General features: G+C 42.6%; 27 protein-coding genes and 1 pseudogene. 16 read left to right on the top strand and 12 right to left on the bottom strand.

What is annotated here, in order from left to right; all coding sequences use genetic code 11:
• Nucleotides 1-11: 11 nt before the first annotated feature.
• From ACQY1Y_RS09230 to ACQY1Y_RS09220, 3 genes are all read right to left on the bottom strand, one after another.
• A complete protein-coding gene (locus ACQY1Y_RS09230; protein ID WP_002743536.1) occupies nt 12-407 on the bottom strand; it encodes a helix-turn-helix domain-containing protein in 396 nt (131 codons plus the stop codon).
• Between the two features lie 193 nt (nt 408-600).
• Nucleotides 601-2,208 (bottom strand): MFS transporter, encoded by a 1,608-nt coding sequence (locus ACQY1Y_RS09225; RefSeq protein WP_002739918.1) that lies wholly within the window; start codon nt 2,206-2,208, stop codon nt 601-603.
• Between the two features lie 83 nt (nt 2,209-2,291).
• On the bottom strand, nt 2,292-2,579 hold the full coding sequence (locus ACQY1Y_RS09220; protein ID WP_016517202.1) for a YggT family protein: 288 nt from the start codon (nt 2,577-2,579) through the stop codon (nt 2,292-2,294).
• Between the two features lie 241 nt (nt 2,580-2,820).
• Between ACQY1Y_RS09220 and fumC the strand changes: the two genes are divergently transcribed.
• Nucleotides 2,821-4,224, top strand: coding sequence for a class II fumarate hydratase (fumC, locus tag ACQY1Y_RS09215; RefSeq protein WP_069474820.1), 1,404 nt, complete (start codon nt 2,821-2,823; stop codon nt 4,222-4,224).
• 120 nt (nt 4,225-4,344) lie between these two features.
• Here the strand turns inward: fumC and ACQY1Y_RS09210 are convergent, their stop codons facing one another.
• The 5 genes from ACQY1Y_RS09210 to map form a co-directional block, all read right to left on the bottom strand.
• Nucleotides 4,345-6,672, bottom strand: a complete 2,328-nt coding sequence (locus ACQY1Y_RS09210) for a VPS10 domain-containing protein (RefSeq protein ID WP_430014443.1) — start codon at nt 6,670-6,672, stop codon at nt 4,345-4,347.
• Nucleotides 6,673-6,806: 134 nt separating this feature from the next.
• The gene (pth, locus tag ACQY1Y_RS09205) at nt 6,807-7,433 is read right to left on the bottom strand and encodes an aminoacyl-tRNA hydrolase (RefSeq protein WP_103111542.1); all 627 of its coding nucleotides are present in this window, start codon (nt 7,431-7,433) and stop codon (nt 6,807-6,809) included.
• 49 nt (nt 7,434-7,482) lie between these two features.
• Nucleotides 7,483-7,707 (bottom strand): DUF2811 domain-containing protein, encoded by a 225-nt coding sequence (locus ACQY1Y_RS09200; protein ID WP_002739844.1) that lies wholly within the window; start codon nt 7,705-7,707, stop codon nt 7,483-7,485.
• 437 nt (nt 7,708-8,144) lie between these two features.
• Nucleotides 8,145-8,546, bottom strand: a complete 402-nt coding sequence (locus ACQY1Y_RS09195) for a universal stress protein (RefSeq protein ID WP_002776463.1) — start codon at nt 8,544-8,546, stop codon at nt 8,145-8,147.
• Nucleotides 8,547-8,615: 69 nt separating this feature from the next.
• On the bottom strand, nt 8,616-9,461 hold the full coding sequence (map, locus tag ACQY1Y_RS09190; RefSeq protein WP_130756809.1) for a type I methionyl aminopeptidase: 846 nt from the start codon (nt 9,459-9,461) through the stop codon (nt 8,616-8,618).
• Nucleotides 9,462-9,811: 350 nt separating this feature from the next.
• Between map and trxA the strand changes: the two genes are divergently transcribed.
• From trxA to ACQY1Y_RS09155, 7 genes are all read left to right on the top strand, one after another.
• Complete coding sequence (gene trxA, locus ACQY1Y_RS09185) at nt 9,812-10,129, top strand: thioredoxin (RefSeq protein WP_002739627.1); 318 nt, start codon at nt 9,812-9,814, stop codon at nt 10,127-10,129.
• Nucleotides 10,130-10,162: 33 nt separating this feature from the next.
• Nucleotides 10,163-10,447 carry a DUF427 domain-containing protein gene (locus ACQY1Y_RS09180; protein WP_002750041.1) on the top strand — a complete coding sequence of 95 codons (285 nt, stop codon included), beginning with the start codon at nt 10,163-10,165 and terminating at the stop codon, nt 10,445-10,447.
• A complete protein-coding gene (gene coaD, locus ACQY1Y_RS09175; RefSeq protein WP_002739695.1) occupies nt 10,444-10,917 on the top strand; it encodes a pantetheine-phosphate adenylyltransferase in 474 nt (157 codons plus the stop codon). The genes ACQY1Y_RS09180 and coaD overlap by 4 nt, the downstream gene beginning before the upstream one ends.
• Nucleotides 10,918-10,953: 36 nt before the next feature.
• On the top strand, nt 10,954-11,613 hold the full coding sequence (locus ACQY1Y_RS09170) for a hypothetical protein (protein WP_002739760.1): 660 nt from the start codon (nt 10,954-10,956) through the stop codon (nt 11,611-11,613).
• Between the two features lie 158 nt (nt 11,614-11,771).
• A complete protein-coding gene (locus ACQY1Y_RS09165) occupies nt 11,772-12,569 on the top strand; it encodes a hypothetical protein (RefSeq protein ID WP_002776466.1) in 798 nt (265 codons plus the stop codon).
• Nucleotides 12,570-12,689: 120 nt separating this feature from the next.
• On the top strand, nt 12,690-13,532 hold the full coding sequence (gene folP, locus ACQY1Y_RS09160; RefSeq protein WP_002776467.1) for a dihydropteroate synthase: 843 nt from the start codon (nt 12,690-12,692) through the stop codon (nt 13,530-13,532).
• A 48-nt stretch (nt 13,533-13,580) separates the two neighbouring features.
• Nucleotides 13,581-14,039, top strand: a complete 459-nt coding sequence (locus ACQY1Y_RS09155) for a cupin domain-containing protein (RefSeq protein ID WP_002787992.1) — start codon at nt 13,581-13,583, stop codon at nt 14,037-14,039.
• 17 nt (nt 14,040-14,056) lie between these two features.
• Here the strand turns inward: ACQY1Y_RS09155 and ACQY1Y_RS09150 are convergent, their stop codons facing one another.
• The 4 genes and pseudogenes from ACQY1Y_RS09150 to ACQY1Y_RS09135 all read right to left on the bottom strand — a co-directional run bounded on the left by ACQY1Y_RS09150 (nt 14,057) and on the right by ACQY1Y_RS09135 (nt 16,625).
• Nucleotides 14,057-14,257 (bottom strand): hypothetical protein, encoded by a 201-nt coding sequence (locus tag ACQY1Y_RS09150; RefSeq protein WP_430014442.1) that lies wholly within the window; start codon nt 14,255-14,257, stop codon nt 14,057-14,059.
• Between the two features lie 296 nt (nt 14,258-14,553).
• On the bottom strand, nt 14,554-15,390 hold the full coding sequence (locus tag ACQY1Y_RS09145) for an Rpn family recombination-promoting nuclease/putative transposase (RefSeq protein WP_430014441.1): 837 nt from the start codon (nt 15,388-15,390) through the stop codon (nt 14,554-14,556).
• A gap of 96 nt (nt 15,391-15,486) precedes the next feature.
• Nucleotides 15,487-15,756: pseudogene (locus ACQY1Y_RS09140) on the bottom strand (Rpn family recombination-promoting nuclease/putative transposase); the annotation flags it as partial.
• Nucleotides 15,757-15,788: 32 nt separating this feature from the next.
• Complete coding sequence (locus ACQY1Y_RS09135) at nt 15,789-16,625, bottom strand: Rpn family recombination-promoting nuclease/putative transposase (protein ID WP_430014440.1); 837 nt, start codon at nt 16,623-16,625, stop codon at nt 15,789-15,791.
• A gap of 40 nt (nt 16,626-16,665) precedes the next feature.
• Here ACQY1Y_RS09135 and ACQY1Y_RS09130 point away from each other — a divergent pair, with 40 nt between their 5' ends.
• The 8 genes from ACQY1Y_RS09130 (at nt 16,666) to ACQY1Y_RS09095 (ending at nt 23,039) form a co-directional block, all read left to right on the top strand.
• A complete protein-coding gene (locus ACQY1Y_RS09130) occupies nt 16,666-17,553 on the top strand; it encodes a S66 peptidase family protein (RefSeq protein ID WP_430014439.1) in 888 nt (295 codons plus the stop codon).
• A gap of 65 nt (nt 17,554-17,618) precedes the next feature.
• Entirely contained in the window at nt 17,619-18,596 is a 978-nt protein-coding gene (locus ACQY1Y_RS09125) for an SDR family oxidoreductase (protein ID WP_430014438.1), read from the top strand.
• Nucleotides 18,597-18,619: 23 nt separating this feature from the next.
• Nucleotides 18,620-19,537: an NAD(+) kinase gene (locus tag ACQY1Y_RS09120; protein WP_002750056.1), complete on the top strand. Its 918-nt coding sequence runs from the start codon at nt 18,620-18,622 to the stop codon at nt 19,535-19,537.
• Nucleotides 19,538-19,623: 86 nt separating this feature from the next.
• Complete coding sequence (locus ACQY1Y_RS09115) at nt 19,624-20,412, top strand: ion transporter (protein ID WP_193977046.1); 789 nt, start codon at nt 19,624-19,626, stop codon at nt 20,410-20,412.
• A gap of 318 nt (nt 20,413-20,730) precedes the next feature.
• Complete coding sequence (locus ACQY1Y_RS09110) at nt 20,731-21,093, top strand: ATP synthase subunit I (protein ID WP_430014659.1); 363 nt, start codon at nt 20,731-20,733, stop codon at nt 21,091-21,093.
• Nucleotides 21,094-21,151: 58 nt separating this feature from the next.
• Nucleotides 21,152-21,901: a F0F1 ATP synthase subunit A gene (atpB, locus tag ACQY1Y_RS09105; protein ID WP_002739857.1), complete on the top strand. Its 750-nt coding sequence runs from the start codon at nt 21,152-21,154 to the stop codon at nt 21,899-21,901.
• A 230-nt stretch (nt 21,902-22,131) separates the two neighbouring features.
• A complete protein-coding gene (gene atpE / locus ACQY1Y_RS09100) occupies nt 22,132-22,377 on the top strand; it encodes an ATP synthase F0 subunit C (protein WP_002740068.1) in 246 nt (81 codons plus the stop codon).
• 230 nt (nt 22,378-22,607) lie between these two features.
• Entirely contained in the window at nt 22,608-23,039 is a 432-nt protein-coding gene (locus tag ACQY1Y_RS09095; RefSeq protein WP_002740070.1) for a F0F1 ATP synthase subunit B', read from the top strand.
• The last annotated feature ends 14 nt before the right edge of the window (nt 23,040-23,053 follow it).

The following is a 23,053-nucleotide window of genomic DNA, read 5'->3' as shown; positions in this document are numbered from 1 at the left end:
TGTATTCTTGTCTAAGTTTTTGTACTCTTTCTATCTCTTTTTCGGTCGGGTGTAGAGTTTTTTTTGCGGGTGATTCTCAAGCGTTCGGCTATTCTTGCCACTGTGGTCACACTTAACAATATACCGGTTCTTTCTAGGAATAGTTTCGATAGTTCGGCTAGAGTTGCGTCATTATTTTCCTCAATCAAATCACCGAGGGCGATCATCTGTTCTGGCGTAAGTTTTAAATGACGGCCACATCGATAAGTCTTCGGTCGAATATCTCCCGTTTCTCGAGATTGCTTCAAAAGCTTTTGTACGAAACTTAAGGTTACACAGAATCTTTTCGCTAATTGTCTTTGAGAGATGGGTTCGTTATAATAACAGTCTAGGATTTTCTGACGGAACTCTACTGGATAGGATTTCATTTTTTGTACAATTTAGCTATCGATAACATTATACTCATTGAAGACATTATGCTGCCGGGTCGATTGTCCCCAGTAATCAGTAGTTCAAAAGTCAATACAAATGCTTTAGGGTAAGGGTTTGCTGATTTTTTTGGACAGGAAGTTCGGGAATAAAAAAATAATTTCCTGTCTCCTGACGGCCGACAATTGATGTTTACTTTTCCTCTGGTCTTCTTGCTGCTAATTGGTCTAAAATTTCGGCGTGAACTTGGCGAGTAATTGGATAAAAATAGGCAAGAATTAAACTAATGATCAGAAAAAATGCCGGTAAAGGTGCAATTGCTAGGCGAATTGCTATTAAAGCACTATCCGGCTGCAGGGGAATTGCTTCTCCTGGTATTCTCGGTTTAAACCCCGATGTTTCTAGAGCAATACCGACAAGAAATAACCCCAAAGCTAAACCAATTTTTTGCAAAAGTACCATAAAAGCATAAAAAATACCTTCTCGACGTTTTCCTGTTTCTAATTCGTCTAATTCAATCACATCAGGAACCATTGACCAAGGAATTAAATAGGCCACAGATACGCCAAATCCCGCCAAAACTGCCAAAATATACATTAAAGTTATTTCTCCCGGTTGGAGCAAAAATAAACCAATTTGGGCAATAATCCAGAATATCATCCCTAAAAAATAGACTATCTTTTTGTCTAATTTTTGACTAACTGCTTGCCAAAAAAATAACATCACTAAAGCTGTACCCTGTACTGCTAAAGCGACTAAACCCGATTCTGCTTCCGATAGTCTCATGTAGCTGACGACATAGTAAACCAAAATCGAGGCGGTTAATTGTACTCCTAACCAAGCACAAAGATAGATGCCAATAACGTATAAAAAGGGACGATTACCAAAAACTATTTTTAATTGTTCTTTCAGGGGAATAGTTTCGGTATTATCAGCAGCTTCTCTCTGTTTAATTGCCGCACCATCCCTGAGATGATTTTCAGTTTTACCATAGTAAATAGTTAAACCAGAAACTATCCCTTCTATTCCTAATAAAATTGTGGAAATAGCGATAAAGTCTCTGGGATTTCCCCCCATTTTTCCTACTCCATAGACCAAGGAAAGCGCACCGATAACTATAAAAGCAATTGCCAAAACTTTTTTCTGAGCGGGATTGAGAATCGCTTTTGCTCCTCGTTCTTGTAAAACTAAAGCGCACCAAATAACTGCTATAATTGAGATTAAAGCACAAACTACACCTAACAATAAAAAAGCTTTATGGAGATCATTGGCATAGGACGATGAGACGAGAATATAGAGAATTAATGAGAGAATGCTACCCCCGATCGAAAAGGCAAAACGAAAACTATTTAAGCGGGTTCTCTCATTATAATCATAAGTTAATTCAGGGGTGAGAGCCTGGTAGGGAAGATTGACTACCGTGTAGGTTAAATTAAAAATAATGCCGATAAAAATATAATATAAAAATAACCATAATTGGTTATTGGTCGGGATTAACCACAGTAAAAAATAGCTAATTCCGAAGGGAATCGACCCCAATAACATCCATGGTAAGCGACGACCCCAGATAGTACGAGTTCGATCGCTCCACATACCAATGATCGGATCGTTAATAGCGTCGAAAATTCTCACCACCATCAGCACACTACCGGCTAATCCTGCCGATAATCCTGCCACATCAGTGAGGAAAAATAGCAGGTAAAATACTGAGATATTGGCAGTGATAGCTGGTCCCAAATCGCCAGCACCATAGGCGATTTTTGTGGTTAAATTGAGTTTTTCATAACTTAAATGAGCCATAAACGCAATTACAGAGATTAAAATAAGCTTAACTGTTCTGGGGGCATTGTCAACCTTTTTCACCCAATATCCAAGAGGTCTAATTATTTTAAGACCATGGTAATTAAACCCTGTTGACCGAGAAGAATTTCCCGCAGCAGCGTACAAATTCCCACCCAAATAATCGGAGAAATGTCAACTCCTCCCAAGGGGGGTATGAGTTTACGCACGGGGATTAAAAAAGGTTCTGTTGGCCAGGCAATAATATTAAAGGGGAAGCTATTTAAATCTACCTGTGGATTCCAAGTCAGCACGATCCGTAAGATAAACAAAAGGGTCATCAACCCTAAGATAATTCCCAATGTCCAACTTAATGCGATCGCTGTGTCCATAGTCTCCAATCCCGTCTTTTTTACTGATTATCTTCCCTAAAATATAACAGTTTTTGTCTCATAATCACTCCAGCACCCTGCCAGTTATTCTTGTCAACCTCCTGGATAAAAATGCCAACAGAAAAAGTCCCCATAGGGCTTGACAAACCAGCCAGACTTGACTTATACTTTTCTTATAGTGGGAATCCGTGTCGTCCTGGAGACCCTCTCTTTTCAGGCCAGATGCAGAAGTAACTTAAAGATGACAGAATTTCGCATCGAGAAAGACAGCATGGGAGAAATCCCCGTACCTGCCGATAAACTTTGGGGAGCGCAGACCCAAAGATCTCTACAATACTTTAGTATCGGTGATAATCTCATGCCCCGGGAGATGATCGCGTCCTATGCCATTCTCAAAAAAGCCTGTGCAATTGTCAATCAGCAAAAAAATCGTCTCAGTCAGGAGAGAAAAAACCTTATCTGTCAAGTCTGCGATGAAATTTTAGCCGGACAACACGCAGATAACTTTCCCCTCTACGTTTGGATGACGGGAAGTGGCACCCAGTTTAACATGAACATCAACGAAGTCATCTCCAATCGTTGCAGTCAACTGACGGGGAATCCTCTGGGTAGCAAAACGCCCGTGGATCCTAACGATCATGTTAATATGTCCCAATCGACTAATGATTCCTTTCCCTCGGCCATGTATATTGCCGTTGCCTTGGCAGTCAAGGAAAAATTAATTCCCAGTCTGCAACTATTACGGAATAGTCTCGATGAAAAGGCGCAATTATGGGCAAATATAGTTAAAATTGGTCGCACTCACCTACAGGATGCCACCCCTTTAACCCTCGGACAAGAATTCTCCGGTTATGTGGGTTTATTAGATGATGGCAGCGATTGGCTAGAAAAATGTCTAGAAAAAGTCTATCGTTTATCCTTGGGAGGAACAGCAGTGGGTACAGGAATTAATGCTCCTCCAGATTTTGATCGAGATGTGGCTGCCGAAATCGCTAATCTGACCAAATTACCCTTTATTACCGCTCCTAATAAGTTTACCGTGCAAGGTTCCCACGATGCTCTAGTTTTCTTGAGCGGGGGATTGAAAACTATCGCTAGTTCCCTCTATAAAATTGCTAATGATATCCGTTTACTTAGCTGTGGTCCCCGTTGTGGAATCGGAGAATTACAGCTGCCGGAAAATGAACCGGGTTCTTCAATTATGCCGGGGAAAGTTAATCCCACCCAATGCGAAGCTTTATCGATGATAGCAGTGCAGGTGATGGCTAATGATTTAGCGGTGACGATGGGAGGCGCTGGGGGACATCTGGAGATGAATGTTTATAAACCGCTGTTGATTCATAATCTCATGCAGTCTATCCGTTTGCTCACGGATGGTTGCGCTAATTTCTGTCAGTTTTTGGTTAAGGGGATGACTGCTAATCAAAAACAAATTGAGACTTTTTTAAATCAATCCTTGATGCTGGTGACTGCTTTAAGTCCCGTGATTGGCTACCAAAAGGCTGCCTACGTCGCTCATTATGCCCTAGAAAAGGATTTAACCCTGAAAGTGGCAGCCTTGCAACTAGGATACATCGAGGAAGAGGATTTTGATCGCATTGTTGACCCCGCTAAGATGGTCAATCCCTACGTTGCCGATGGTTAATTCTCTCAAGGGATAACTGCCACAAAAATCAGAGGTCGCAGGCAGGCACGGATTCCCATTCTACTTACAAGTATATGGCAAGCGGCGGGATTTGTCAAGCCCCGCTGGTCAAAATTTCTCCTAAACTTGGGTAATGATAACGAAGAAAACAAACAGAAAAATCATCAATGCTCCTGTCATGCGGAAGAAGGATTTAGGAAGATTAATAATTTTCTCCAGTTTCAGGAAACCCACCAGAAAATAAGCGACGATTGCTAGGAGAATCGGTATAACTAAGCGCAAGATTGCGCCAAGGGGACTAAAGAAAAACTCACCGATTTTATAGCGGGGTGTATCTTCTTCCTCGTGAGGAGAAATAGTTACACTTGTCCAAGTTTCTCCCCCATCGGTGGAACGAAAAACTGTAGTTTTAGCGCCACCAAAACCGAATAAAGTTTTATCTTGAGCATAATTAGGAGAAAACTGGACGGAGATACCAGAGGAAGGGATACTATGAATTTTCACTAGGGGTATTTTAGGATCACCAATTGATCTAAAAGTTTCCCCACCATCGGTAGATTTAAACAAACCATCTCCCTGTAAACTAACCATTACCGTGCGATCATTAGCATAATCAGGAGAGATAGCAATGGTTTCTACCGAAGTATTGGGATTAAACCCCGGTTTCTCTAATTTTGTCCAACTTTTAGCCCCATCTTTGCTGACAAACAAACCAGAAACTGTCCCAGCAAAAATAGTTCCATCGCTGGGATAATTGGGAGACATTGCCAACTGTACATTAGGGGTTTTTGATAGAGGTGTTCCTTGGCTGACATTGTTCCAAGTTAGTCCACCATCGACACTTTGATAAATACCCTCTTTTCCCGTGACAAACAAAGTTTTATCCTTAGCAAAATCAGGGGAAGCTACCATGGCAGGGGCATAATTACCAAAAATTCTGCCCACTTCACTGATCTTTTTAACCGTATTTCCTCCATCGGTAGAACGAAATATTCTACCCTGCTGATTGGTGAGAAAAAGAGTTTTATCCTTGGCAAAATCTGGGGAAGGAACTATCCTCGGACCGCGGACTTTCTGATCGATTTCGATAATTTTCCATAAATCACCACTGTTATCGGATTTGGCAAATTTATTGCGTAAAAACCCCGCAAAAATAGTTCTATCTTCTCCATAGTTAGGAGAAAAGGCAATGTCAAAGAAACGCCGGGGATCTTGTCCTGATTCTTCGGGATCTTTACCAAGTCGATAAACCTCTAAACCGCGATTAATTGGTGTCCAAGTTTCCCCTTTATCCCGACTGATGAAGATATTGCCTACATAATTAGCCATGACGACAGTGCCATCCTCGGCATAATTAGGAGAAACCGCCATGGCGATAACTGTTCCCCGGTGTAACGTTTCTATTTCCTGCCATTGTTTGCCGCTATCTGTGGTTTTAAATAAGCCATTAAATCCCCCCAAAAACATCGTATCTTGAACTATTTTTAAATCCATAAAATGGGGAACTTTATAATCATCAGCCTGTTTATCTTTGGTTAAACCCTCGCTCATTTTTTTCCAACTTTTGCCCCCATCCTGAGAAACATACATTCCGTCATACCAAGTAATGGCATAAAGAGTGGAGTTTTGAGCATAGTCGGGAGAAATAACGATGTCTTCGATGATTTTATCCTTAATTCCTTCGTTAACAGCTTGGAAGGTTTTACCATCATCAACGGTTTTAAAAATACCCGCTTCTTTTGTGCCGACAAAAAAGGTTTTATCCCTGTCTAAATTAGGAGAAAAAGCAATTGTATCTACTGCCCCCATATTAGCAGGTAAGGGGAGATTCTGCCAAGTTTTTCCCCCATCGGAGGAAGTGTATAATTTACCCTGTTCATCCCCGAAAAAAATGCGATCAGGATTGCTGGGAGTAATAGCTAGAGAGGTTATCAGTGCCGTGGTGGGGAAAATATTTGACCAATTTTTACCACCATCTTCGGTTAAATAAACTCCTTTTTCTAATCCCACTGCTGCTGCTATATTGGGATCGGAAGGGGCAATTTCTACGAAGTTAATAAAGTTAGTTTCTAAACCCTGATTAACTTTCTGCCAAGATTCCCCCGCATCTTCACTTTTATAAATACCATCGGATCTTGAAGCTAAATAGAGAATATTTTTATTGAGGGGAGATAGGGATAAGGAACTTAATTCCCCCGTATAATCTAAACCTTGAATTAATCTTTTCCAGTTGCTACCTCCATCCCTAGACTTATAAAAGTTATTTCGTACCAATATATATACTGTATTATCTGTCTGGAAATCACGAGAAACTTCCACTTGACTAATTACATCATGGGGACGATGGGCAAAAGCAGGATTACTCCAAAGACAAAAAACTGTAGCGATTATCCATAAAATGAGATTAAACTTATGGGCGAATCTCCGCAAACTTTGGCGATTAATCATACTTAAACTACTAATATCGAGGATAAAAATTGACCTAATCTAGCAAAGGGCGATCAAAATTTAAGCAAGGGTTCTGTAGGAGCATAGACGAAAATGGCGATTATAACCATTACTAAAATCAGGCTTATTTGCTATCAGCATAGATTAGAGCCAATCTCTACACTTTGATTATTGTAGAGACTCATTGCCTTTTGTAACCCCTGTTTGAGACCAAGTTCGATCGCTTTTCTGGACAAGTCTAACACTTTCAAGATTACTTGGTTTTCTTGGGGGGTAAATCGGCCTAAAACGTGGGAAATAGTCGCTTTTTCGCTTGATTTACCGATTCCTATGCGTAAACGAGCGAAGTTTTCCGTGCCAACGTGGGCAATCATTGATTTAATACCGTTGTGTCCGCCCGCCGATCCCGATAGACGGATTCTCAACCGGCCTAGGGGCAGATCCATATCATCGTAAATGACTAAAATCGACTCTGGAGCTAGTTTATACCAGTCCAGCACCGATCGCACCGATTGCCCGGAGCGATTCATATAGGTTTGGGGTTTCAAGAGACGAATTTTGCCTGGGAAAGGACCGTCACCCTCGGCGATAAAACCTTGAAATCGCTTGTTTTCCTGCCAAGATAACCCCCAATCCCGCGCTAATGAGTCCACAGCTTCAAAACCGATATTATGACGGGTGCGATCATATTTGGGTTCGGGATTACCCAAACCGATAATTAGCTGAGGAATGATTAAATTAGGGGTTTTATCGGAATTCATAGGGGAAAATCGGGTTTTTAACCAGGACCCGACTCTTATTATCACCGAATTAGCACTCCGAGCGCTGGAACAAAGTTTCTAGATAAACCTTGGCACAGCTATTTTGTTCCTCAAAATTCATCCTTTCGGGGGATTGACAATTAAGCAGAAAAAATGACAATGCCGCCGTAAACACACCATCTTGATCCCAACCGGGGTGAGTTTCTAGGTATTGTTGTAGGGATTGGTGGAGAATTTCGGGGATTTCTGCCAAGATACTGACTGATGTATTCATATCGTTTACCTCTGATCGGAAGTGGGGAAATCCCTGACTGGTGCAGTGGACAGTAAGGACTATTGTGAGCCAAGTTGGAGGGAGTTGCAATATTACCAGATGTAAAGGAATGCTTTAGAAAAACTTAATATTTACGAGGGAATAAGGGTTAGAGCCAGATTTTATTTACTTAACTTAACATTAACTCAGTATCTATCGATGGGGATTTTGACAATCAAGATTAATTTTTTCTAGAAGCAAGTGCCGATTCTATCGCTGTTGCCTGTGGAAAAGTCTGGGTAAACTGTGGAAAACTTGGGAGTGAGTGGGGAAATACCGGGGAATGTATGGGGGAAAACATTGGGGAAAAATAAGATTTGCAAATTTTAATCCGTAGTGATGCTCAAGACTACTTAGGCACTCTTGCCAGAGTACCTTTTCTAGCTGAATGCTGGCTGCTATGCTTTCACCACCAATACGGAACAGGTAGCTTCTGCCACCACGAGACTACTAACAGAATCTTCGATCACCCGTTGAACTCCCGTTAATCCCCGGCTGCCGATCACGATCAGATCAGCTTGATAGATATTAGCTAAACGAATAATTTCCTCCGCTGGATCGCCAAAGATGACCTCGATTTCACTAGGGGTAGCAATTTGGGATTGATAGCAGCGCAATTGATCTTCAATGATCTCACGGGAGGGATGAGGGCGATCCACTGCCGATTCATCTCCCTCCTTGCTGAGAATATGGGTGATGATGATGTAAGAATTTGCCGTTAGCGAGAGGGAATTCAAAGCATGAAGGACTCGATGGGATGATTCCCCACAATCCAAGGCAACAACGATATTTTTAAACATTTTGACTAAATCCTGCCACTAAATAAATTTTCAATTAAGATTCCGGAGCAAAAAAATCTATAGACAATTTTATAGGTTATTGCGATCGGTTAAGATTTCGTAACCTGCGGCGGTTACTAAGACAGTATGCTCAAATTGAGCGGAGAGAGCATTATCCATCGTCACCACCGTCCAACGATCGCGCAAAGTTCTGGTATGTTTAGATCCCGCATTGACAATTGGTTCAATTGCCAGAGTCATCCCGGCGCGGAGTTTGACATTGGGTAACTGATTAGTGCGAAAATTAAATACCGAAGGTTCTTCGTGGAGATTTCTGCCGACTCCATGGCCGGTAAAATCTTCTACCACCTGGAAACCGTTAGCTTGAACGTGATCTTCGATCGCTCCTGCGATATCGAGCAGATAATTGCCAGCTTTTACCTGATTTATGCCTTTATATAAAGCTTCTTCCGCCACACGGATTAATTTTGCGGCTTTGGGAGAGACGGAACCGATCGCGATCGTGATACAGGAATCCCCATGATAACCTTGGTAGTAGGCCCCCGTATCTACCTTTAACACAGAACCGGCCTTGAGGCGTTTTTTCGGGCTAGGGATACCGTGAACGACTTCGTTATCGACGGAGGCACAAATCGAGGCAGGAAAGCCATAATAACCTTTAAAACTGGGAGTAGCACCCATTGCGCGGATACGTTTTTCCGCATGAGCATCCAGATCCGCCGTCGTCATCCCGGGTTGAGCGATCTCGGCAATTTCCTTGAGGACTGTGGCGGCAATTTTACCCGCTTGTCGCATAATAACGATTTCTGCGGCGGATTTGGTTTCGATTCCCCGGCGGCTTTTCTGTACTCGCGGTGAACCTACTTGCTCTGGGGTTTTAGTTTCGGGAAAAAGCAGCTTGGTTAGGATGTTCATGGAAAGTTGGCTGTCGAGTCTTTACCTAACTTAGCATTTTCCCGGCGATCGATGACCACTCTGGAGAAATCAAGGAACATCTAGAAAAAGAAAAGTCTCAAGGGGTGACAAGCAGATTGAAAGTGAAACAGGGTGTGGGGGTAAGGTGTAGGGAAAAACCTTGAGACTTTCCCCGAAATGAGGACGAGAGAATCAGGTTTAAGCTTAAGTAAGTTAATGAATTTGACGGCTGACAGCGAGGAGATTTTCCCCACACCCCACACCCAGCCTAGACTTCAACCTCGTTGTCACCCCTTCAGTAGAAAAGCTATAGTAGGGAAAAGGCTATTTTTCTGGCGAGGTGACAATTTATGGCAGTCAAAAAAGAGTTTTCCAGTTTTGAGGAACTGTTGCAAACCACTAATCTTCCCGTGTTAGTGGATTTCTATGCCACTTGGTGTGGTCCTTGTCAAATGATGGCTCCGATTCTAGAACAAACGGGAATGTATTTCAAAAATCGCCTACAAATTGTCAAAATTGATACAGACAAATATCCCAATTTAGCCACTAAGTACGGTATTCAAGCTTTACCGACTTTAGTAGTCTTTAAAAATGGTCAACCGATCGATCGAATTGAGGGAGTGGTGCAGGTTAACCAACTGGTTCAACATTTACAAACTCTGTTGTAAGATGATTTTGAAACAGAACTAGGAGTTAGTGCCATGGCAAAGGCGATTTGGAATGGTGCAGTGGTAGCGGAAAGCGATAACTGCGAAATTGTCGAGGGAAACTACTATTTTCCCCCCGATACCATCAAAGCTGAATATTTCCAACCCAGTAACACCCATACCATTTGTTCTTGGAAAGGAGAGGCTAGTTATTATACTCTCAGGGTAGATGGACAGGACAATAAAGATGCCGCTTGGTATTATCCCGATCCTAAGCCAAAAGCCCAAAATATTAAAGGATATATCGCTTTTTGGCGAGGTGTGCAGGTTGAGAAATGATCGCCATCTACCCCGGCAGCTTCGATCCAGTTACACTCGGTCATTTAGATATTATCGAACGCAGTGTGCCACTATTCGAGCGAGTAATCGTGGCAGTTCTCTGCAATCCCCATAAAAACCCCCTGTTTAGCGTCGAACAACGCATAGAACAGATCAGCTACTGTACAAAACACCTGAAAAACGTTGAGATAGACAGTTTTTCAGGATTAACGGTTGAATATGCCAGATTGAAAGGTGCTAAGGTGCTGTTGCGGGGGTTGCGGGTTCTCTCAGACTTTGAAAAAGAACTGCAAATGGCACATACCAATAAAACTCTCTGGGAAGGAATCGAAACGGTTTTTTTGGCCACCACTAAAGAATATAGTTTTTTAAGTAGTAGCGTGGTTAAAGAAATCGCTCAATTCGGTGGCTCCGTCAGTCATCTAGTCCCGGAAAACGTTTCTAGGGATATTTACTCATACTACAGTTAACATACTAAAATACAGTAATGAGGACGATCTGAACCTATGGCGCGCCGAGAACCTAATGATCCCAGAAAAGCAGTACCTAACACTTCTAATAGTGGGGTTCCCAGTCCACCCGTCGATTTCGATATCTATCAGGATTTGGCGCGTCTGCAAGAGATGATTTTTGATAGTTTCCATATCCCCCTCACCCGTTGGACAATGATCGATGAGGGACAGATAGCCGAACAAATCGATCTTATCTATGAAACCGTGCCACCGGCAGTACAGAAAGCTTTAGCAATTTTGCAGGAAGAACAGGAAATTATCACTAAAGCAGAGGAATACGCTCAACAAGTCCTGCGTTCCGCTCAACAAAGAGCCGCCCAAATTCTCGACGAGTCCGGTATTATTCAACAAGCAGAACGGCAAGCGGCCCAAATTCGTCAACGGGTTCAACAGGAATGCGAATCCTTGCAACAACAAACCCTCGATGAAATCGAACAGATGCGTCACAGCACCTTGCAGGAAGTACAACAGTTACGACAAAAAACCCAAGCTGAATGTCATGAAATTCAAAAAGGCGCTGACGACTATGCTGAAGCGGTTTTAGAAGATCTCGATCGACAATTAGGGCAAATGTTACAAGTTATCCGCAACGGTCGTCAACAGGTAAGATCGAAACCAACATCTTCAAAAAATCTACCCGGAGAACGTCCTTAATCAGTTATCAGTTATCAGTTATCAGTTATCAGATGTAAGTTTTAAGTTAATTAGTTAGTTATCTTTATCCCTGATTACTCTTTACTATTTTACTATTTACCGATCGCTGAAAAGAACCAAACCTCCGATTCCTCACCGATAAATGATAACGGAATTTCATGAATAACTCCTCCTCGAATTCCCATCTATTCGGACGCTTTCTTAGCGGGTTATTTAGCTGGAAAATTTGGTTATTTCTCCAGATATTTCAAGGTAGTAAAAGCTTTTATCGATTCCTGTATCATTATTTATATCGTCGTCCTAAAATTGATCGCATTCTCGGTAGCGATGTTATCTATATCCCTGAGAAAAAACTTTATAGCATTCCCCTCGATGTGCTGAAAATGGAGCAGCAAATGGTTAATATTGATCGCCAGCAGTTGACTTCTGTTACCACGTGGAAAGTTAAAACAATTCATCCCACCATCACCGAAACCGAGATCCAATTCCACGATATTACCGTCGATTTACAACAGGTACACCTGATTAAATCAGATCTTAATAACTACGATTATATTAACACTCGCCGCTTGGCTCCTCTGGTGAAAACCTTGCTTTTTGAAATTAACCCCAAAATTGCCAGTTTAGTAGAAAAGAAAAATCAATTACATAGACTGCGAAATCTGGCCGCATCTTCCGAAATTTTTCATTCACAAACTCCATTGTATGATCGAGCAATTAATCAAGTCCAGCTAATTATCGATCAAGCGGAAACTTTGAGACAAGAATGTTTAAAATTTATCCGAGAAACCCTAATCGAAAGGGAATTAGTCCAATCCGATATCGATAGCAATCTCGTTGATTGTAACCTCGATTTTGCCAGTCAATATCAACTAATTCAAGAAAAATATCAACTCTGGAAAGAAGAAGTACAAGCTTATTTTGAATTAAAAGATTCTTCTGTACTTAAAAATTAACTATCACCGTCAGTAATCAGTTATCAGTTATCAGTAATCAGTTATCAGGAGATTATTTTGATTTATTCTACCCACTTCATAATTCATAATTCATCTACTTTTTCAGCAGGATTTAGTATTATGTCTAATTTAACGGTAATTCGTGAACATATTTTTGCTTGGGGAAAACGCACCTATATCATGGGTGTTTTGAACGTTACTCCCGATAGTTTTAGTGATGGGGGAGAATTTGACAATGTTGAAAATGCCCTGCTACAGGCGATGAAAATGATCGAGGCCGGGGCTGATATAATCGATATCGGTGGTCAATCCACCCGTCCGGGAGCGCAAGAAATTAGCCTAGAAGCAGAATTATCGCGAGTTATCCCCGTAATCACCGCTATTCGACAACAAAGTTCTATTCCTATCTCTCTCGATACCACTAGGGCGATTGTAGCAGCCCAAGGTATCGCCGCCGGGGCCGATTTGATCAATGATATTTCCGGGGGAACCTTCGATCGCCTATTATTGCCCACGGTGGCTAAATTGGCCGTTCCCATCATCCTCATGCACCTGCGGGGCAATCCGCAAACCATGCAATCTCTAACACATTATGATGATTTAGTCAAGGAAATTAAAGAATTTTTACAGAATCGTGTTAAGGAAGCTTTACAGTGGGGTATTGCTAGGGAAAATATTATCATCGATCCGGGGATTGGTTTCGCCAAAACTGGGACACAAAATCTTGAGTTATTGCGAGAATTAAAGCAATTTCGGGATTTAGATTTACCTATTTTGATTGGATTGTCGAGAAAACGCTTTATTGGCGAGATTACAGGCAAAGATGACCCAAAAGAACGAGTTTTCGGAACGGCGGCGGCCTGTGCTATAGCGATCGCTAAGGGGGCCGATATCCTGCGCGTCCATGATGTGGCTGCGATCGTAGATGTGAGTAAAGTGGTGGACGCAATCGAGCGAAGTTGAAAATTTTTGCTAGTCTTAGAATCATCCACAGTTCGATCGAAATTAGCGATGAATAGCCAACTAACCAGCGATCATTGTATGTTACCCGTGATTCGATCTCCCCGGGATTATCAAGTTTTTCGCATTAGCGCTGGGGATACGAATCGTTTAGCGATCGTCTTTGATTCTACCGTAGCGGGGGATTCCTTGACCGTTTGTGTGGAAATTTTCGATCCCCACGGTCGCACCCCTACCCATCGTCATCATTTTGCCGTAGAAATGTTTTTTATCCTCAAAGGGGAGGGAATGGCTATCTGTGATGGTAAAGCGATTCCCCTGGGGCCGGGGGATAGTTTATTAGTCCGTCCCACGGGTATTCACGAGATTAGAAATGTGGGGGACGGAAGACTTTATGCACTATGTTTTATGGTTCCCAATGAGGATTTTTCGGAATTAATTCGTAATGGCATACCAGAGGAGTTAGACGCAGAAGATTTAGAGGTGTTGATGGGAACTATTAAAGGATAATCAAGCAATATCATCCCTTAAATTTTGGGCTTTTTTTTCAGGAAAAGAGCGATAAAAAAGGTAAAGGTTCCTCCCAGAAGGCCGAAGATTAGCCAATTTAATCTTGGATAGCCTTTATTGATAGCGGTGACTGTAGCAATGGCACCGATGAGACAATGCCAGAAAAAAAGCAACAAGAATAAATCCAAGCTCGGGGAAATATCACCAATTAGTTTCATATTTTATCAGTAGAGCGAATAGAATTTTTCCAATGACCGAATCCCTGACCCGATTTTATGTTTATTCACATCTATAAGTATTTCTCTTATTTTTTTGTCCAAGGCCATTTTGTTCCCATCTCGGTTAAAGCTGAAAAAACTAGATAGAGAATGAGAAGGGTAACACCAAAGAGAAAAGTCAATAAGTCGTTATTCATCGAGTTATCACTGATAGGTTAAAGGTCACTGATTCGCTACCATCCATTTGTTCACTACTTAGCAACTGCTGTTTTTATAGACTTTTGAAACAGGTGTGATTATTGTTGCTGTTGTGCCAAATAGTTAAGCACTGTGTCCAGAGTTAAGTCTAATCGTTCCGAGATTTGTTGCGGGGTTAAACCGAGGTCTTGCAGTAGAGAAATTGTTTTCAATTTTTGCAAGTTTATTCCCTGTTCAATTCCCTGTTCAATTCCCTGTTCAATTCCCTGTTCAATTCCCTGTTCAAAAGCTTCTTGATAGAAACGAGTTTGTTTTAGGTCTTGTAGTTCCAACATAGCTTCTATTTCCTCTCGACTTTTTTGGGGTAACTTATAAATGATTATCGTTTCGATTAAATCAATGACATTTCTCTGCACTAAGCGATCGCTGACTTCTCTTTGAGCCTGTTTAATTAAAATCTTAGCAGAATTAACGGCTTGACTCTCACTTTCCGTAACCAATTTGATCAGAGCGATCGCTAAGGAAGGAGTCTCGTCATTTGGCAATTCATCCAGATAGATTCTTCTAACCCTGTCCAAGGGTAACAAGTCGGCAAATTGCTGGGGATGTTCTCGCTCAATTTCTCGACTGGGATAAATAACAACTATCTGCCAGGGTGACAAAGGTTTATACTGTCTAAGATACAAGAAAAGTTCCGAAAATAATCGATAATATAGGTCTTCATCCTTTTGAAACTGCACTTCTACCAGATAAAAAGGCAAATTTTCCAGATTATCGAGCGGCAAAAATAAACCATCTAATCGAAAAGCTAGTTGCTTGACTTCTTGGGAAGTAAATCGATAATTGCTAACCCTAGCATCGGGTTGAGCGATTAATTCAAAGAACGAATCGGGAAAATCGAGAAACATTCGATAGAATATGCTGTCAGTTTTCATGTCATCGCTGATAGCTTAAAGGTCACTCATTTACTACTATTCATTTGCCAACTACTTAGAAATTGCTGCTTTTCTAGATTGTTGAAACAGGTTTGATTATTGTTGCTGTTGTGCCAAATAGTTAAGCACTGTTTCCACAGTCAAGTCTAAGCGTTCCGAGATTTGTTGCGGGGTTAAACCGAGGTCTTGTAGTAGAGAAATTGTTTTCAATTTTTGCAAGTTTATTCCCTGTTCAATTCCCTGTTCAATTCCCTGTTCAATTCCCTGTTCAATTCCCTGTTCAATTCCATCTCCAAAAGCTTCTTGATAGAAACGAGTTTGTTTTAGGTCTTGTAGTTCCAACATAGCTTCTATTTCCTCTCGACTGCTGTTTTTCTAGACTTTTGAAACAGGTGTGATTATTGTTGCTGTTGTGCCAAATAGTTAAGCACTGTTTCCAGATTAAAGTCTAAGCGTTCCGAGATTTGTTGCGGGGTTAAACCGAGGTCTTGCAGTAGCGGAATTGTTTTCAATTTTTGCAAGTTTATTCCCTGTTCAATTCCCTGTTCAATTCCCTGTTCAATTCCCTGTTCAATTCCCTGTTCAAAAGCTTCTTGATAGAAACGAGTTTGTTTTAGGTCTTGTAGTTCCAACATAGCTTCTATTTCCTCTCGACTTTTTTGGGGTAATTTATAAATGATGATCGTTTCGATTAAATCAATGACATTTTTCTGCACTAAGCGATCGCTGACTTCTCTTTGAGCCTGTTTAATTAAAATCTTAGCAGAATTAACAGCTTGACTCTCACTTTCCGTAACCAATTTGATCAGAGCGATCGCTAAGGAAGGAGTCTCGTCATTTGGCAATTCATCCAGATAGATTCTTTTAACCCTTGCTAGGGATAAAAAATCGGCAAATTGCTGGGGATGTTCTCGCTCAATTTCTCGACTGGGATAAATAACAACTATCTGCCAGGGTGACAAAGGTTTATACTGTCTAAGATACAGGAAAAGTTCTGAAAATAATCGATAATATAGGTCTTCATCCTTTTGAAACTGCACTTCTACCAGATAAAAGGGTGAATTTTCTAGATGATCGAGCGGCAAAAATAAACCATCTAATCGAAAAGCTAGTTGTTTGACTTCTTGGGAAGTAAATCGATAATTGCTAACCCTAGCATCGGGTCGTTCGATTAATTCAAAGAACGAATCGGGAAAATCGAGAAACATTCGATAGAATATGCTGTCAGTTTTCATACTGCCACAAAATTGCCTGTAATTTCAGCTTAATCCGCCTATGATCATCCCATCGTTTCTGCAACCCGGTGCTAAAGTTTCTCTGGTGGCCACCAGTGGAGCCGTCAAGGAATTAGCCGCCCTCGAAAAAGGCGTAGAAATCTGGCGATCAAGGGGTTATCAAGTGGAATTTAGCGAGAATTGGGCTAATCGTCTCGGTTATCTCGCCGGTAGCGACGAGCAACGTCGTCAAGCTTTAGCCCAAACATGGCAAGATGACGATTGTCAAGCAATTCTCTGCGCTAGGGGGGGTTACGGTAGCGCTCGCCTCTTGGAAAATTGGACATGGGCAAAAACTAACCCGAAATGGTTAATCGGTTTTTCCGACGTGACGGGGATTTTATGGAGTTTAGCGAAACAGGGCATTTGTAGCGTTCACGGGCCAGTTTTAACCACCTTAGCCCAAGAAAGTCCCCAATCAATTGATCGCCTCTTTTCTCTTCTGGAAGGTCGTCCTTTAGCCCCTCTTATCGGTCAAGGTTGGAGTGGGGGCAAAGTGCGGGGACGCTTATTACCAGCTAATTTAACCGTAGCCACCCATCTCCTCGGAACCTCGGTTCAACCCACCCTAGAGGGGGTAATTTTAGCCCTAGAGGACGTAACCGAGGCCCCCTACCGGATCGATCGAATGTTAACTCAGTGGCGAATGCTGGGCATTTTCTCCCGAATTAAAGGCATTGCCCTCGGTCGTTTTAGCCGTTGTCTGGCAGCTCCCGGTAGTGATAGTCAAACCGTGGAGGAAGTCTTAAAAGAGCGTTTGGGCGATTTAGGCATTGCGGTTATTGCTGAGTTACCTTTCGGTCATGATGGCGATAATGCCGCTTTACCAGTGGGAACAATGGTAGAACTGGACGGGGATCGGGGAATCTTAGAATTTTTCTATCCCTAAATGATCCACTTTTTTGATAGTATCTTAGAGAAGTGTTAACAAATGTAACAAAAAATTAATTATAGATGAAAGTATTAGTTGTCGGTGCGACGGGAACCCTAGGGCGACAGATCGTGCGTCATGCCATCGATCAGGGACATCAAGTGCGTTGTTTGGTACGCAGCCAGAGAAAAGCGGCTTTTTTGAAGGAATGGGGCGCGGAATTAGTCGGGGGAACCCTGCGGGATAAAAGTACCATTATTGCTGCTTTAGAGGGAATGGACGCGGTGATCGATGCCGCTACAGCCCGGGCGACGGACTCAGCCAGCATTAAACAGGTGGATTGGGATGGTAAAGTTAATCTGATTCAAGCGGCTAAAACCGCCAGAGTTGATCGCTTTATTTTCTTTTCGATCCTCAATGCCGAAAGATATTCCAACGTGCCTTTGATGGAGATAAAACGCTGTACCGAGAAATTTCTAGCAGAATCGGGTTTAAAATATACAATTCTGCGTCCCTGTGGCTTTATGCAGGGTTTAATCGGTCAATACGCCATCCCGATGTTAGATAATCAAACCGTCTGGATCACGGGGGAAAGTACAGCGATCGCCTACATGGACACCCAAGATATCGCTAAATTCGCCGTTCGCGCTTTAGAAGTCCCCGAAACCGTCGGTCAGTCCTATCCCGTGGTCGGCAGCAAAGCTTGGAAAGCTGAAGAAATTATCGAAGTTTGCGAACGCCTATCGGGTAAAGAGGGGAAAATTTGGCGTTTACCCATGGGATTACTGCGTTTTATGCGAGGAATAAGCCGTTGTTTCCAATGGACCTATAATATATCTGACCGACTAGCTTTTGCGGAAGTTCTCGCTAGTGATCAAGCCCTTGATGCCCCCATGGCAGAAGTTTATCAAGTATTTGGCCTTGATCCGAGTCAAACAACTACTTTAGAATCCTATTTACAAGAATACTTTAGCCGCATTCTCAAGAAGCTCAAGGAAATCGACTTCGAGAAACAAAAAGCTCAGAAGAAGAAGAAAACTCCTTTCAAAAAGAAAGCGTGATTCAGCAGTAGGAAAATTTGTCAATGCCCAAAATCGGCATTATTTACAACGATATTAAGCCTATCGCTTGTAAAACAGCCCATCAGATACAAGATCAGCTACTTTCCCTAGGTTGCCAGGTGTTTATGGCTACCGGCAGCGGTGGTCTGCTAGGCCATTCTAAACCCTCTCGTCCGGTTTGTTTTACCCCGATCGATCAGTTAGTCCCCCCCCACTTCGAGCAAGATTTAAGTTTTGCGATCGTGCTGGGGGGCGATGGTACAGTCCTATCGGCAGCCCGGCAGTTGGCCACCCTTAATTTGCCCCTGTTAACGGTCAATACGGGACACATGGGCTTTTTGACCGAAATTTACCTAAATCAGCTTGAACCCGCCTTAGAGCAGGTTCTAGAGGGGAAATACACCATCGAAAATCGCTCGATGATCACGGTGCGACTGTTTCGCGAAGATACCCTCCTCTGGGAGGCACTTTCTCTCAATGAGGTGGTCGTCCACCGGGAACCCCTCACCAGTATGTGTCATTTTGAGATTCAAATTGGTGAACACGCACCTGTCGATATCGCTGCCGATGGGGTTATTCTCTCCACTCCTACTGGTTCTACTGCCTATGCTCTCAGCGCCGGTGGCCCGGTCATAACTCCCGATGTGCCGGTATTACAATTAGCTCCCATTTGTCCCCATTCTTTAGCTTCGAGATCCTTGGTATTTTCTGACAAGGAAACTGTAAATATTTTCCCAGCAACTGCTAATCGGATGGTGATGGTAGTGGACGGTAATGGCGGTTCTTATATCTTGCCAGAAGATCGAATTAATGTGCAGAAATCGCCCCACCAAGTCCATTTTATTCGTCTGCAATCGACGGAATTCTTCCGCATCCTCCGGGAAAAATTGGGTTGGGGTTTGCCTCATATTGCTAAACCAACTTCAGTGGAATTACCTTAATCAGTTATCAGTTATCAGTTATCAGTTATCAGATGCGAGCTTTCAGTTCATTGATTGCTAGTTACTGTTTACTGATAGCTGAATTTATGCTCTCTTTTCGTGCCAAGATAGCTTTTTATTTAGAGGATGTCACCACGGCGATCGGACTGACGGTAAATCTGCTTATCCTAGCATTAATTTTACTCTCGTTGGGGATTTATGTGGCGCAAACCTATCCCTTATCCGCCACTTGGCAAATGTGGTTACGTCAGCTTGATTGGGGAATTTTAAGCTTATTTTCCCTAGAGTATTTAATTCGGTTTTGGTGTGCGGAATCAAAACTAGGCTTTGTTTTTAACATTTTTTCCATCCTAGATTTATTATCAATCCTGCCTCTATTTTTTGGTTTTTTTGATATTAGGTTTTTTAGAATTTTTCGCTGGTTTAGAATTTTGCGAGTGATTCGTTTTTTTGGTTCCGATCTTTCTATTTTTCAAATTAAAACTTCCGATCAGATAGTATTTATTCGCATATTACTAACTCTATTTTCGATTATTTTTGTCTATGCTGGTTTAATTTATCAGATCGAACACCCAATTAATCCCCAAGTCTATCGGACATTTTTTGATGCTTTTTACTTTGCTGTCGTGACTATGACTACCGTGGGATTTGGGGATGTGACTCCCCTTTCTGATGGGGGCAAAATGGTGACAGTTCTAATGATTTTAACGGGAGTTTTGTTAATTCCCTTGCAAATTAGCACTCTGACTAAACAAATATTAAAATCTGGCACTCAAACTGATTATCCTTGTCCAGATTGTGGTTTACCCCGTCACGATATAGACGCCAATTTTTGTAAAAACTGTGGCGCAAAACTCTTAAAAAGACCTGATTGAGACTAATTCTGGCGAAATGGGGAGATGGGGAAGTGGGGAAATGGGGAAATGGGGAAGTGGGGATAATAAATAAAAGTAATCTCCTGTCTCCTGACTCCTAACGACCGACGACCGACGACCGACGGAATCATGACAATTTACAATTGCTTAATAATTGTTGCCGCTGCCGTGATAATATGTCTTGTGGCTTACCTGAGCGTCATAGCTGGGAAAGCAATCCAGATATTGAGATTAGTCTATCGCTGATTTAGGTGTACCTTGTCTGACCCATCGATCGAATCTCCCCCAACCCCAGAAACCAACCCGCCGTCAGATCCGATGCGGGAATACTATCAACTACAAAACACCTTATTGATCACCACCCTGATCTTAAGCGGTCTGATCTTTACACCCGTGTGCTTGTTTTATTCCCTCAATACCGCCCTTAATTACCTATTAGGGGCAATGGTGGGAGTTGTTTACCTAAAACTCCTGGCCGGGGAAGTGGAAAAATTGGGGGTAACGAAAAATCGGGTAGGCAAAAAAGGATTAGCCCTATTCGCTGGATTAATCATCATCGCCAGTCGTTGGCAAGAACTGCACATAGTGCCGGTTTTTTTGGGTTTTTTGACCTATAAAGGGGCGATCATCGTCTATACCCTGCAAACCATCTTCAAGCTGGAGCAGAAAGGCGATTCCTAAACCCTTTGACCGTTAAAAATAACCCTGATTTGCGAACCCGAATCTCCCCAAGGTAGAAATGTTAGACAGTTTAAGTGTGCTTAATTTTTATAGCCTCGCTTCCCTGGAAGTGGGACAACACTGGTACTGGCACATCGGCGGACTAAAAATTCACGGGCAAGTGATCGCGGTCTCCTGGATCGTCTTCGCTATCTTAATCATCGCCTCGATCGCCGCTACCCGCAAGATCCAGAAAGTCCCTAGCGGTATTCAAAACCTCATGGAGTACGTTCTGGAATTTCTGCGCGATTTAGCCAAAAACCAGCTAGGAGAAAAGGAATATCGACCCTGGTTGCCCTTCATCGGCACCCTATTTTTATTTATTTTCGTTTCTAACTGGTTAGGGGCCTTGATTCCTTGGAAGTTAATCGAACTGCCCGAAGGGGAATTAGCCGCCCCCACTAACGACATCAATACCACGGTGGCGTTAGCCCTACTGACTTCCCTCGCTTACTTCTACGCGGGCATCAGTAAAAAAGGACTCGGTTACTTCGCTCACTACCTAGAGCCGATTCCCGTGCTATTACCGATCAAAATTTTAGAAGACTTTACCAAACCCCTCTCCCTCAGCTTCCGTCTTTTCGGAAACATCCTCGCGGATGAGTTGGTAGTAGCAGTATTAGTCTTCCTTGTCCCCCTAGTCGTACCCCTACCCCTTATGGCTCTCGGTTTATTTACCAGCGCTATCCAGGCCCTTGTCTTCGCCACCCTTGCCGGGGCCTATATCCATGAGGCACTGGAATCGGAACACGAAGAGGAACACGCTTAAAAGCGAGGGACGAAAACAGAAAAATTTCTTAGGGAAAAGTGTCCAAATAATAGGATAATAACTAAGAAATTATTGGTCGAATTCAGGATGAGCAACTGAATTCCAGGATCGTTCTTTCCCAAAAACTCTTTCGGGAGTTTTGAGCAGAAAACCAGCCATTTTTTACGGCTGAGAACGCGCTCTGTAAACAACAGATTGAAATTGATTAGTAAATAGAGGAAAAAATCACCATGAACCCCACAGTAGCTGCCGCTTCCGTTATCGCCGCCGCCCTCGCCGTTGGTTTAGCCGCTATCGGCCCCGGTGTTGGTCAAGGTACCGCTTCTGGAGAAGCTGTTTCCGGTATCGCCCGTCAACCCGAAGCTGAAGGAAGAATTCGTGGTACCCTTCTCCTCAGCTTGGCATTCATGGAATCCTTAACCATCTACGGTTTGGTTATCGCTCTCGTTTTACTGTTCGCTAACCCCTTCGCCTAATTAAAAAAGCAGTGGGCTATCAGCCCCCAGTCCCCAGCTTGGCAGCAGAGTTTTAAAAACTCTCAAAAAACGCCAAAGCAGCCCACTAAAAAATCTGGTTTTTGGGACGGAAGGCTGATAGCTAATTAAGGGAATTTTAGTGATTCCCCCTGACTGTTTATTCTTAAAGCAGGGGGATCATCTTCCTTTTTTGAACCTGTCTATAGCTTCTATTTATCAGGAATAAATCAATGTTTGATTTCGATGCCACCCTGCCAGTGATGGCACTACAGTTTATTCTTTTGGCAGTGATCCTGAACGCCGTTTTTTATAAACCCCTCAGTAAAGTTTTAGATGAACGGGCGGAGTATATTCGGCAAACGGAAGGCGGAGCCAAAGAACAACTAGCCAAAACCGAAGCACTGGTACAAGAGTACGAATTGCAATTAACTTCGGCTCGTAAACAATCCCAAGAGATTATCGCCCAAGCGCAAGCCGAGGCTCAAAAACTAGCCAGCGAACGAGTTGCCGCAGCCCAAAAAGAAGCGATCGCTCGTAAAGAAGCCGTCGCCGCCGAAATTGCCCAACAGAAAGAAGAAGCCTTTCGTTCTCTAGAAGGACAAGTGGCCTCTCTTTCCCGTCAAATTCTCGAAAAACTCCTCGGCCCCGAACTCGTTCGCTAAACCCCAGCCCTTGG

The sequence above is a fragment of the Microcystis ichthyoblabe FBCC-A1114 genome, from assembly GCF_050500245.1.
Taxonomy (GTDB): Bacteria; Cyanobacteriota; Cyanobacteriia; order Cyanobacteriales; family Microcystaceae; genus Microcystis; species Microcystis ichthyoblabe_A.
This window is presented reverse-complemented; position numbering and strand designations above follow the sequence as displayed.

What these genes read in the sequence shown, in the direction of transcription:
- ACQY1Y_RS09230 (WP_002743536.1), bottom strand. Translation starts at nt 407, where the DNA reads ATGAAATCCTATCCAGTAGAGTTCCGTCAGAAAATCCTAGACTGTTAT.
- ACQY1Y_RS09225 (WP_002739918.1), bottom strand. Translation starts at nt 2,208, where the DNA reads ATGGCTCATTTAAGTTATGAAAAACTCAATTTAACCACAAAAATCGCC.
- ACQY1Y_RS09220 (WP_016517202.1), bottom strand. Translation starts at nt 2,579, where the DNA reads ATGGACACAGCGATCGCATTAAGTTGGACATTGGGAATTATCTTAGGG.
- fumC (WP_069474820.1), top strand. Translation starts at nt 2,821, where the DNA reads ATGACAGAATTTCGCATCGAGAAAGACAGCATGGGAGAAATCCCCGTA.
- ACQY1Y_RS09210 (WP_430014443.1), bottom strand. Translation starts at nt 6,672, where the DNA reads ATGATTAATCGCCAAAGTTTGCGGAGATTCGCCCATAAGTTTAATCTC.
- pth (WP_103111542.1), bottom strand. Translation starts at nt 7,433, where the DNA reads ATGAATTCCGATAAAACCCCTAATTTAATCATTCCTCAGCTAATTATC.
- ACQY1Y_RS09200 (WP_002739844.1), bottom strand. Translation starts at nt 7,707, where the DNA reads ATGAATACATCAGTCAGTATCTTGGCAGAAATCCCCGAAATTCTCCAC.
- ACQY1Y_RS09195 (WP_002776463.1), bottom strand. Translation starts at nt 8,546, where the DNA reads ATGTTTAAAAATATCGTTGTTGCCTTGGATTGTGGGGAATCATCCCAT.
- map (WP_130756809.1), bottom strand. Translation starts at nt 9,461, where the DNA reads ATGAACATCCTAACCAAGCTGCTTTTTCCCGAAACTAAAACCCCAGAG.
- trxA (WP_002739627.1), top strand. Translation starts at nt 9,812, where the DNA reads ATGGCAGTCAAAAAAGAGTTTTCCAGTTTTGAGGAACTGTTGCAAACC.
- ACQY1Y_RS09180 (WP_002750041.1), top strand. Translation starts at nt 10,163, where the DNA reads ATGGCAAAGGCGATTTGGAATGGTGCAGTGGTAGCGGAAAGCGATAAC.
- coaD (WP_002739695.1), top strand. Translation starts at nt 10,444, where the DNA reads ATGATCGCCATCTACCCCGGCAGCTTCGATCCAGTTACACTCGGTCAT.
- ACQY1Y_RS09170 (WP_002739760.1), top strand. Translation starts at nt 10,954, where the DNA reads ATGGCGCGCCGAGAACCTAATGATCCCAGAAAAGCAGTACCTAACACT.
- ACQY1Y_RS09165 (WP_002776466.1), top strand. Translation starts at nt 11,772, where the DNA reads ATGAATAACTCCTCCTCGAATTCCCATCTATTCGGACGCTTTCTTAGC.
- folP (WP_002776467.1), top strand. Translation starts at nt 12,690, where the DNA reads ATGTCTAATTTAACGGTAATTCGTGAACATATTTTTGCTTGGGGAAAA.
- ACQY1Y_RS09155 (WP_002787992.1), top strand. Translation starts at nt 13,581, where the DNA reads ATGAATAGCCAACTAACCAGCGATCATTGTATGTTACCCGTGATTCGA.
- ACQY1Y_RS09150 (WP_430014442.1), bottom strand. Translation starts at nt 14,257, where the DNA reads ATGAAACTAATTGGTGATATTTCCCCGAGCTTGGATTTATTCTTGTTG.
- ACQY1Y_RS09145 (WP_430014441.1), bottom strand. Translation starts at nt 15,390, where the DNA reads ATGAAAACTGACAGCATATTCTATCGAATGTTTCTCGATTTTCCCGAT.
- ACQY1Y_RS09135 (WP_430014440.1), bottom strand. Translation starts at nt 16,625, where the DNA reads ATGAAAACTGACAGCATATTCTATCGAATGTTTCTCGATTTTCCCGAT.
- ACQY1Y_RS09130 (WP_430014439.1), top strand. Translation starts at nt 16,666, where the DNA reads ATGATCATCCCATCGTTTCTGCAACCCGGTGCTAAAGTTTCTCTGGTG.
- ACQY1Y_RS09125 (WP_430014438.1), top strand. Translation starts at nt 17,619, where the DNA reads ATGAAAGTATTAGTTGTCGGTGCGACGGGAACCCTAGGGCGACAGATC.
- ACQY1Y_RS09120 (WP_002750056.1), top strand. Translation starts at nt 18,620, where the DNA reads ATGCCCAAAATCGGCATTATTTACAACGATATTAAGCCTATCGCTTGT.
- ACQY1Y_RS09115 (WP_193977046.1), top strand. Translation starts at nt 19,624, where the DNA reads ATGCTCTCTTTTCGTGCCAAGATAGCTTTTTATTTAGAGGATGTCACC.
- ACQY1Y_RS09110 (WP_430014659.1), top strand. Translation starts at nt 20,731, where the DNA reads ATGCGGGAATACTATCAACTACAAAACACCTTATTGATCACCACCCTG.
- atpB (WP_002739857.1), top strand. Translation starts at nt 21,152, where the DNA reads ATGTTAGACAGTTTAAGTGTGCTTAATTTTTATAGCCTCGCTTCCCTG.
- atpE (WP_002740068.1), top strand. Translation starts at nt 22,132, where the DNA reads ATGAACCCCACAGTAGCTGCCGCTTCCGTTATCGCCGCCGCCCTCGCC.
- ACQY1Y_RS09095 (WP_002740070.1), top strand. Translation starts at nt 22,608, where the DNA reads ATGTTTGATTTCGATGCCACCCTGCCAGTGATGGCACTACAGTTTATT.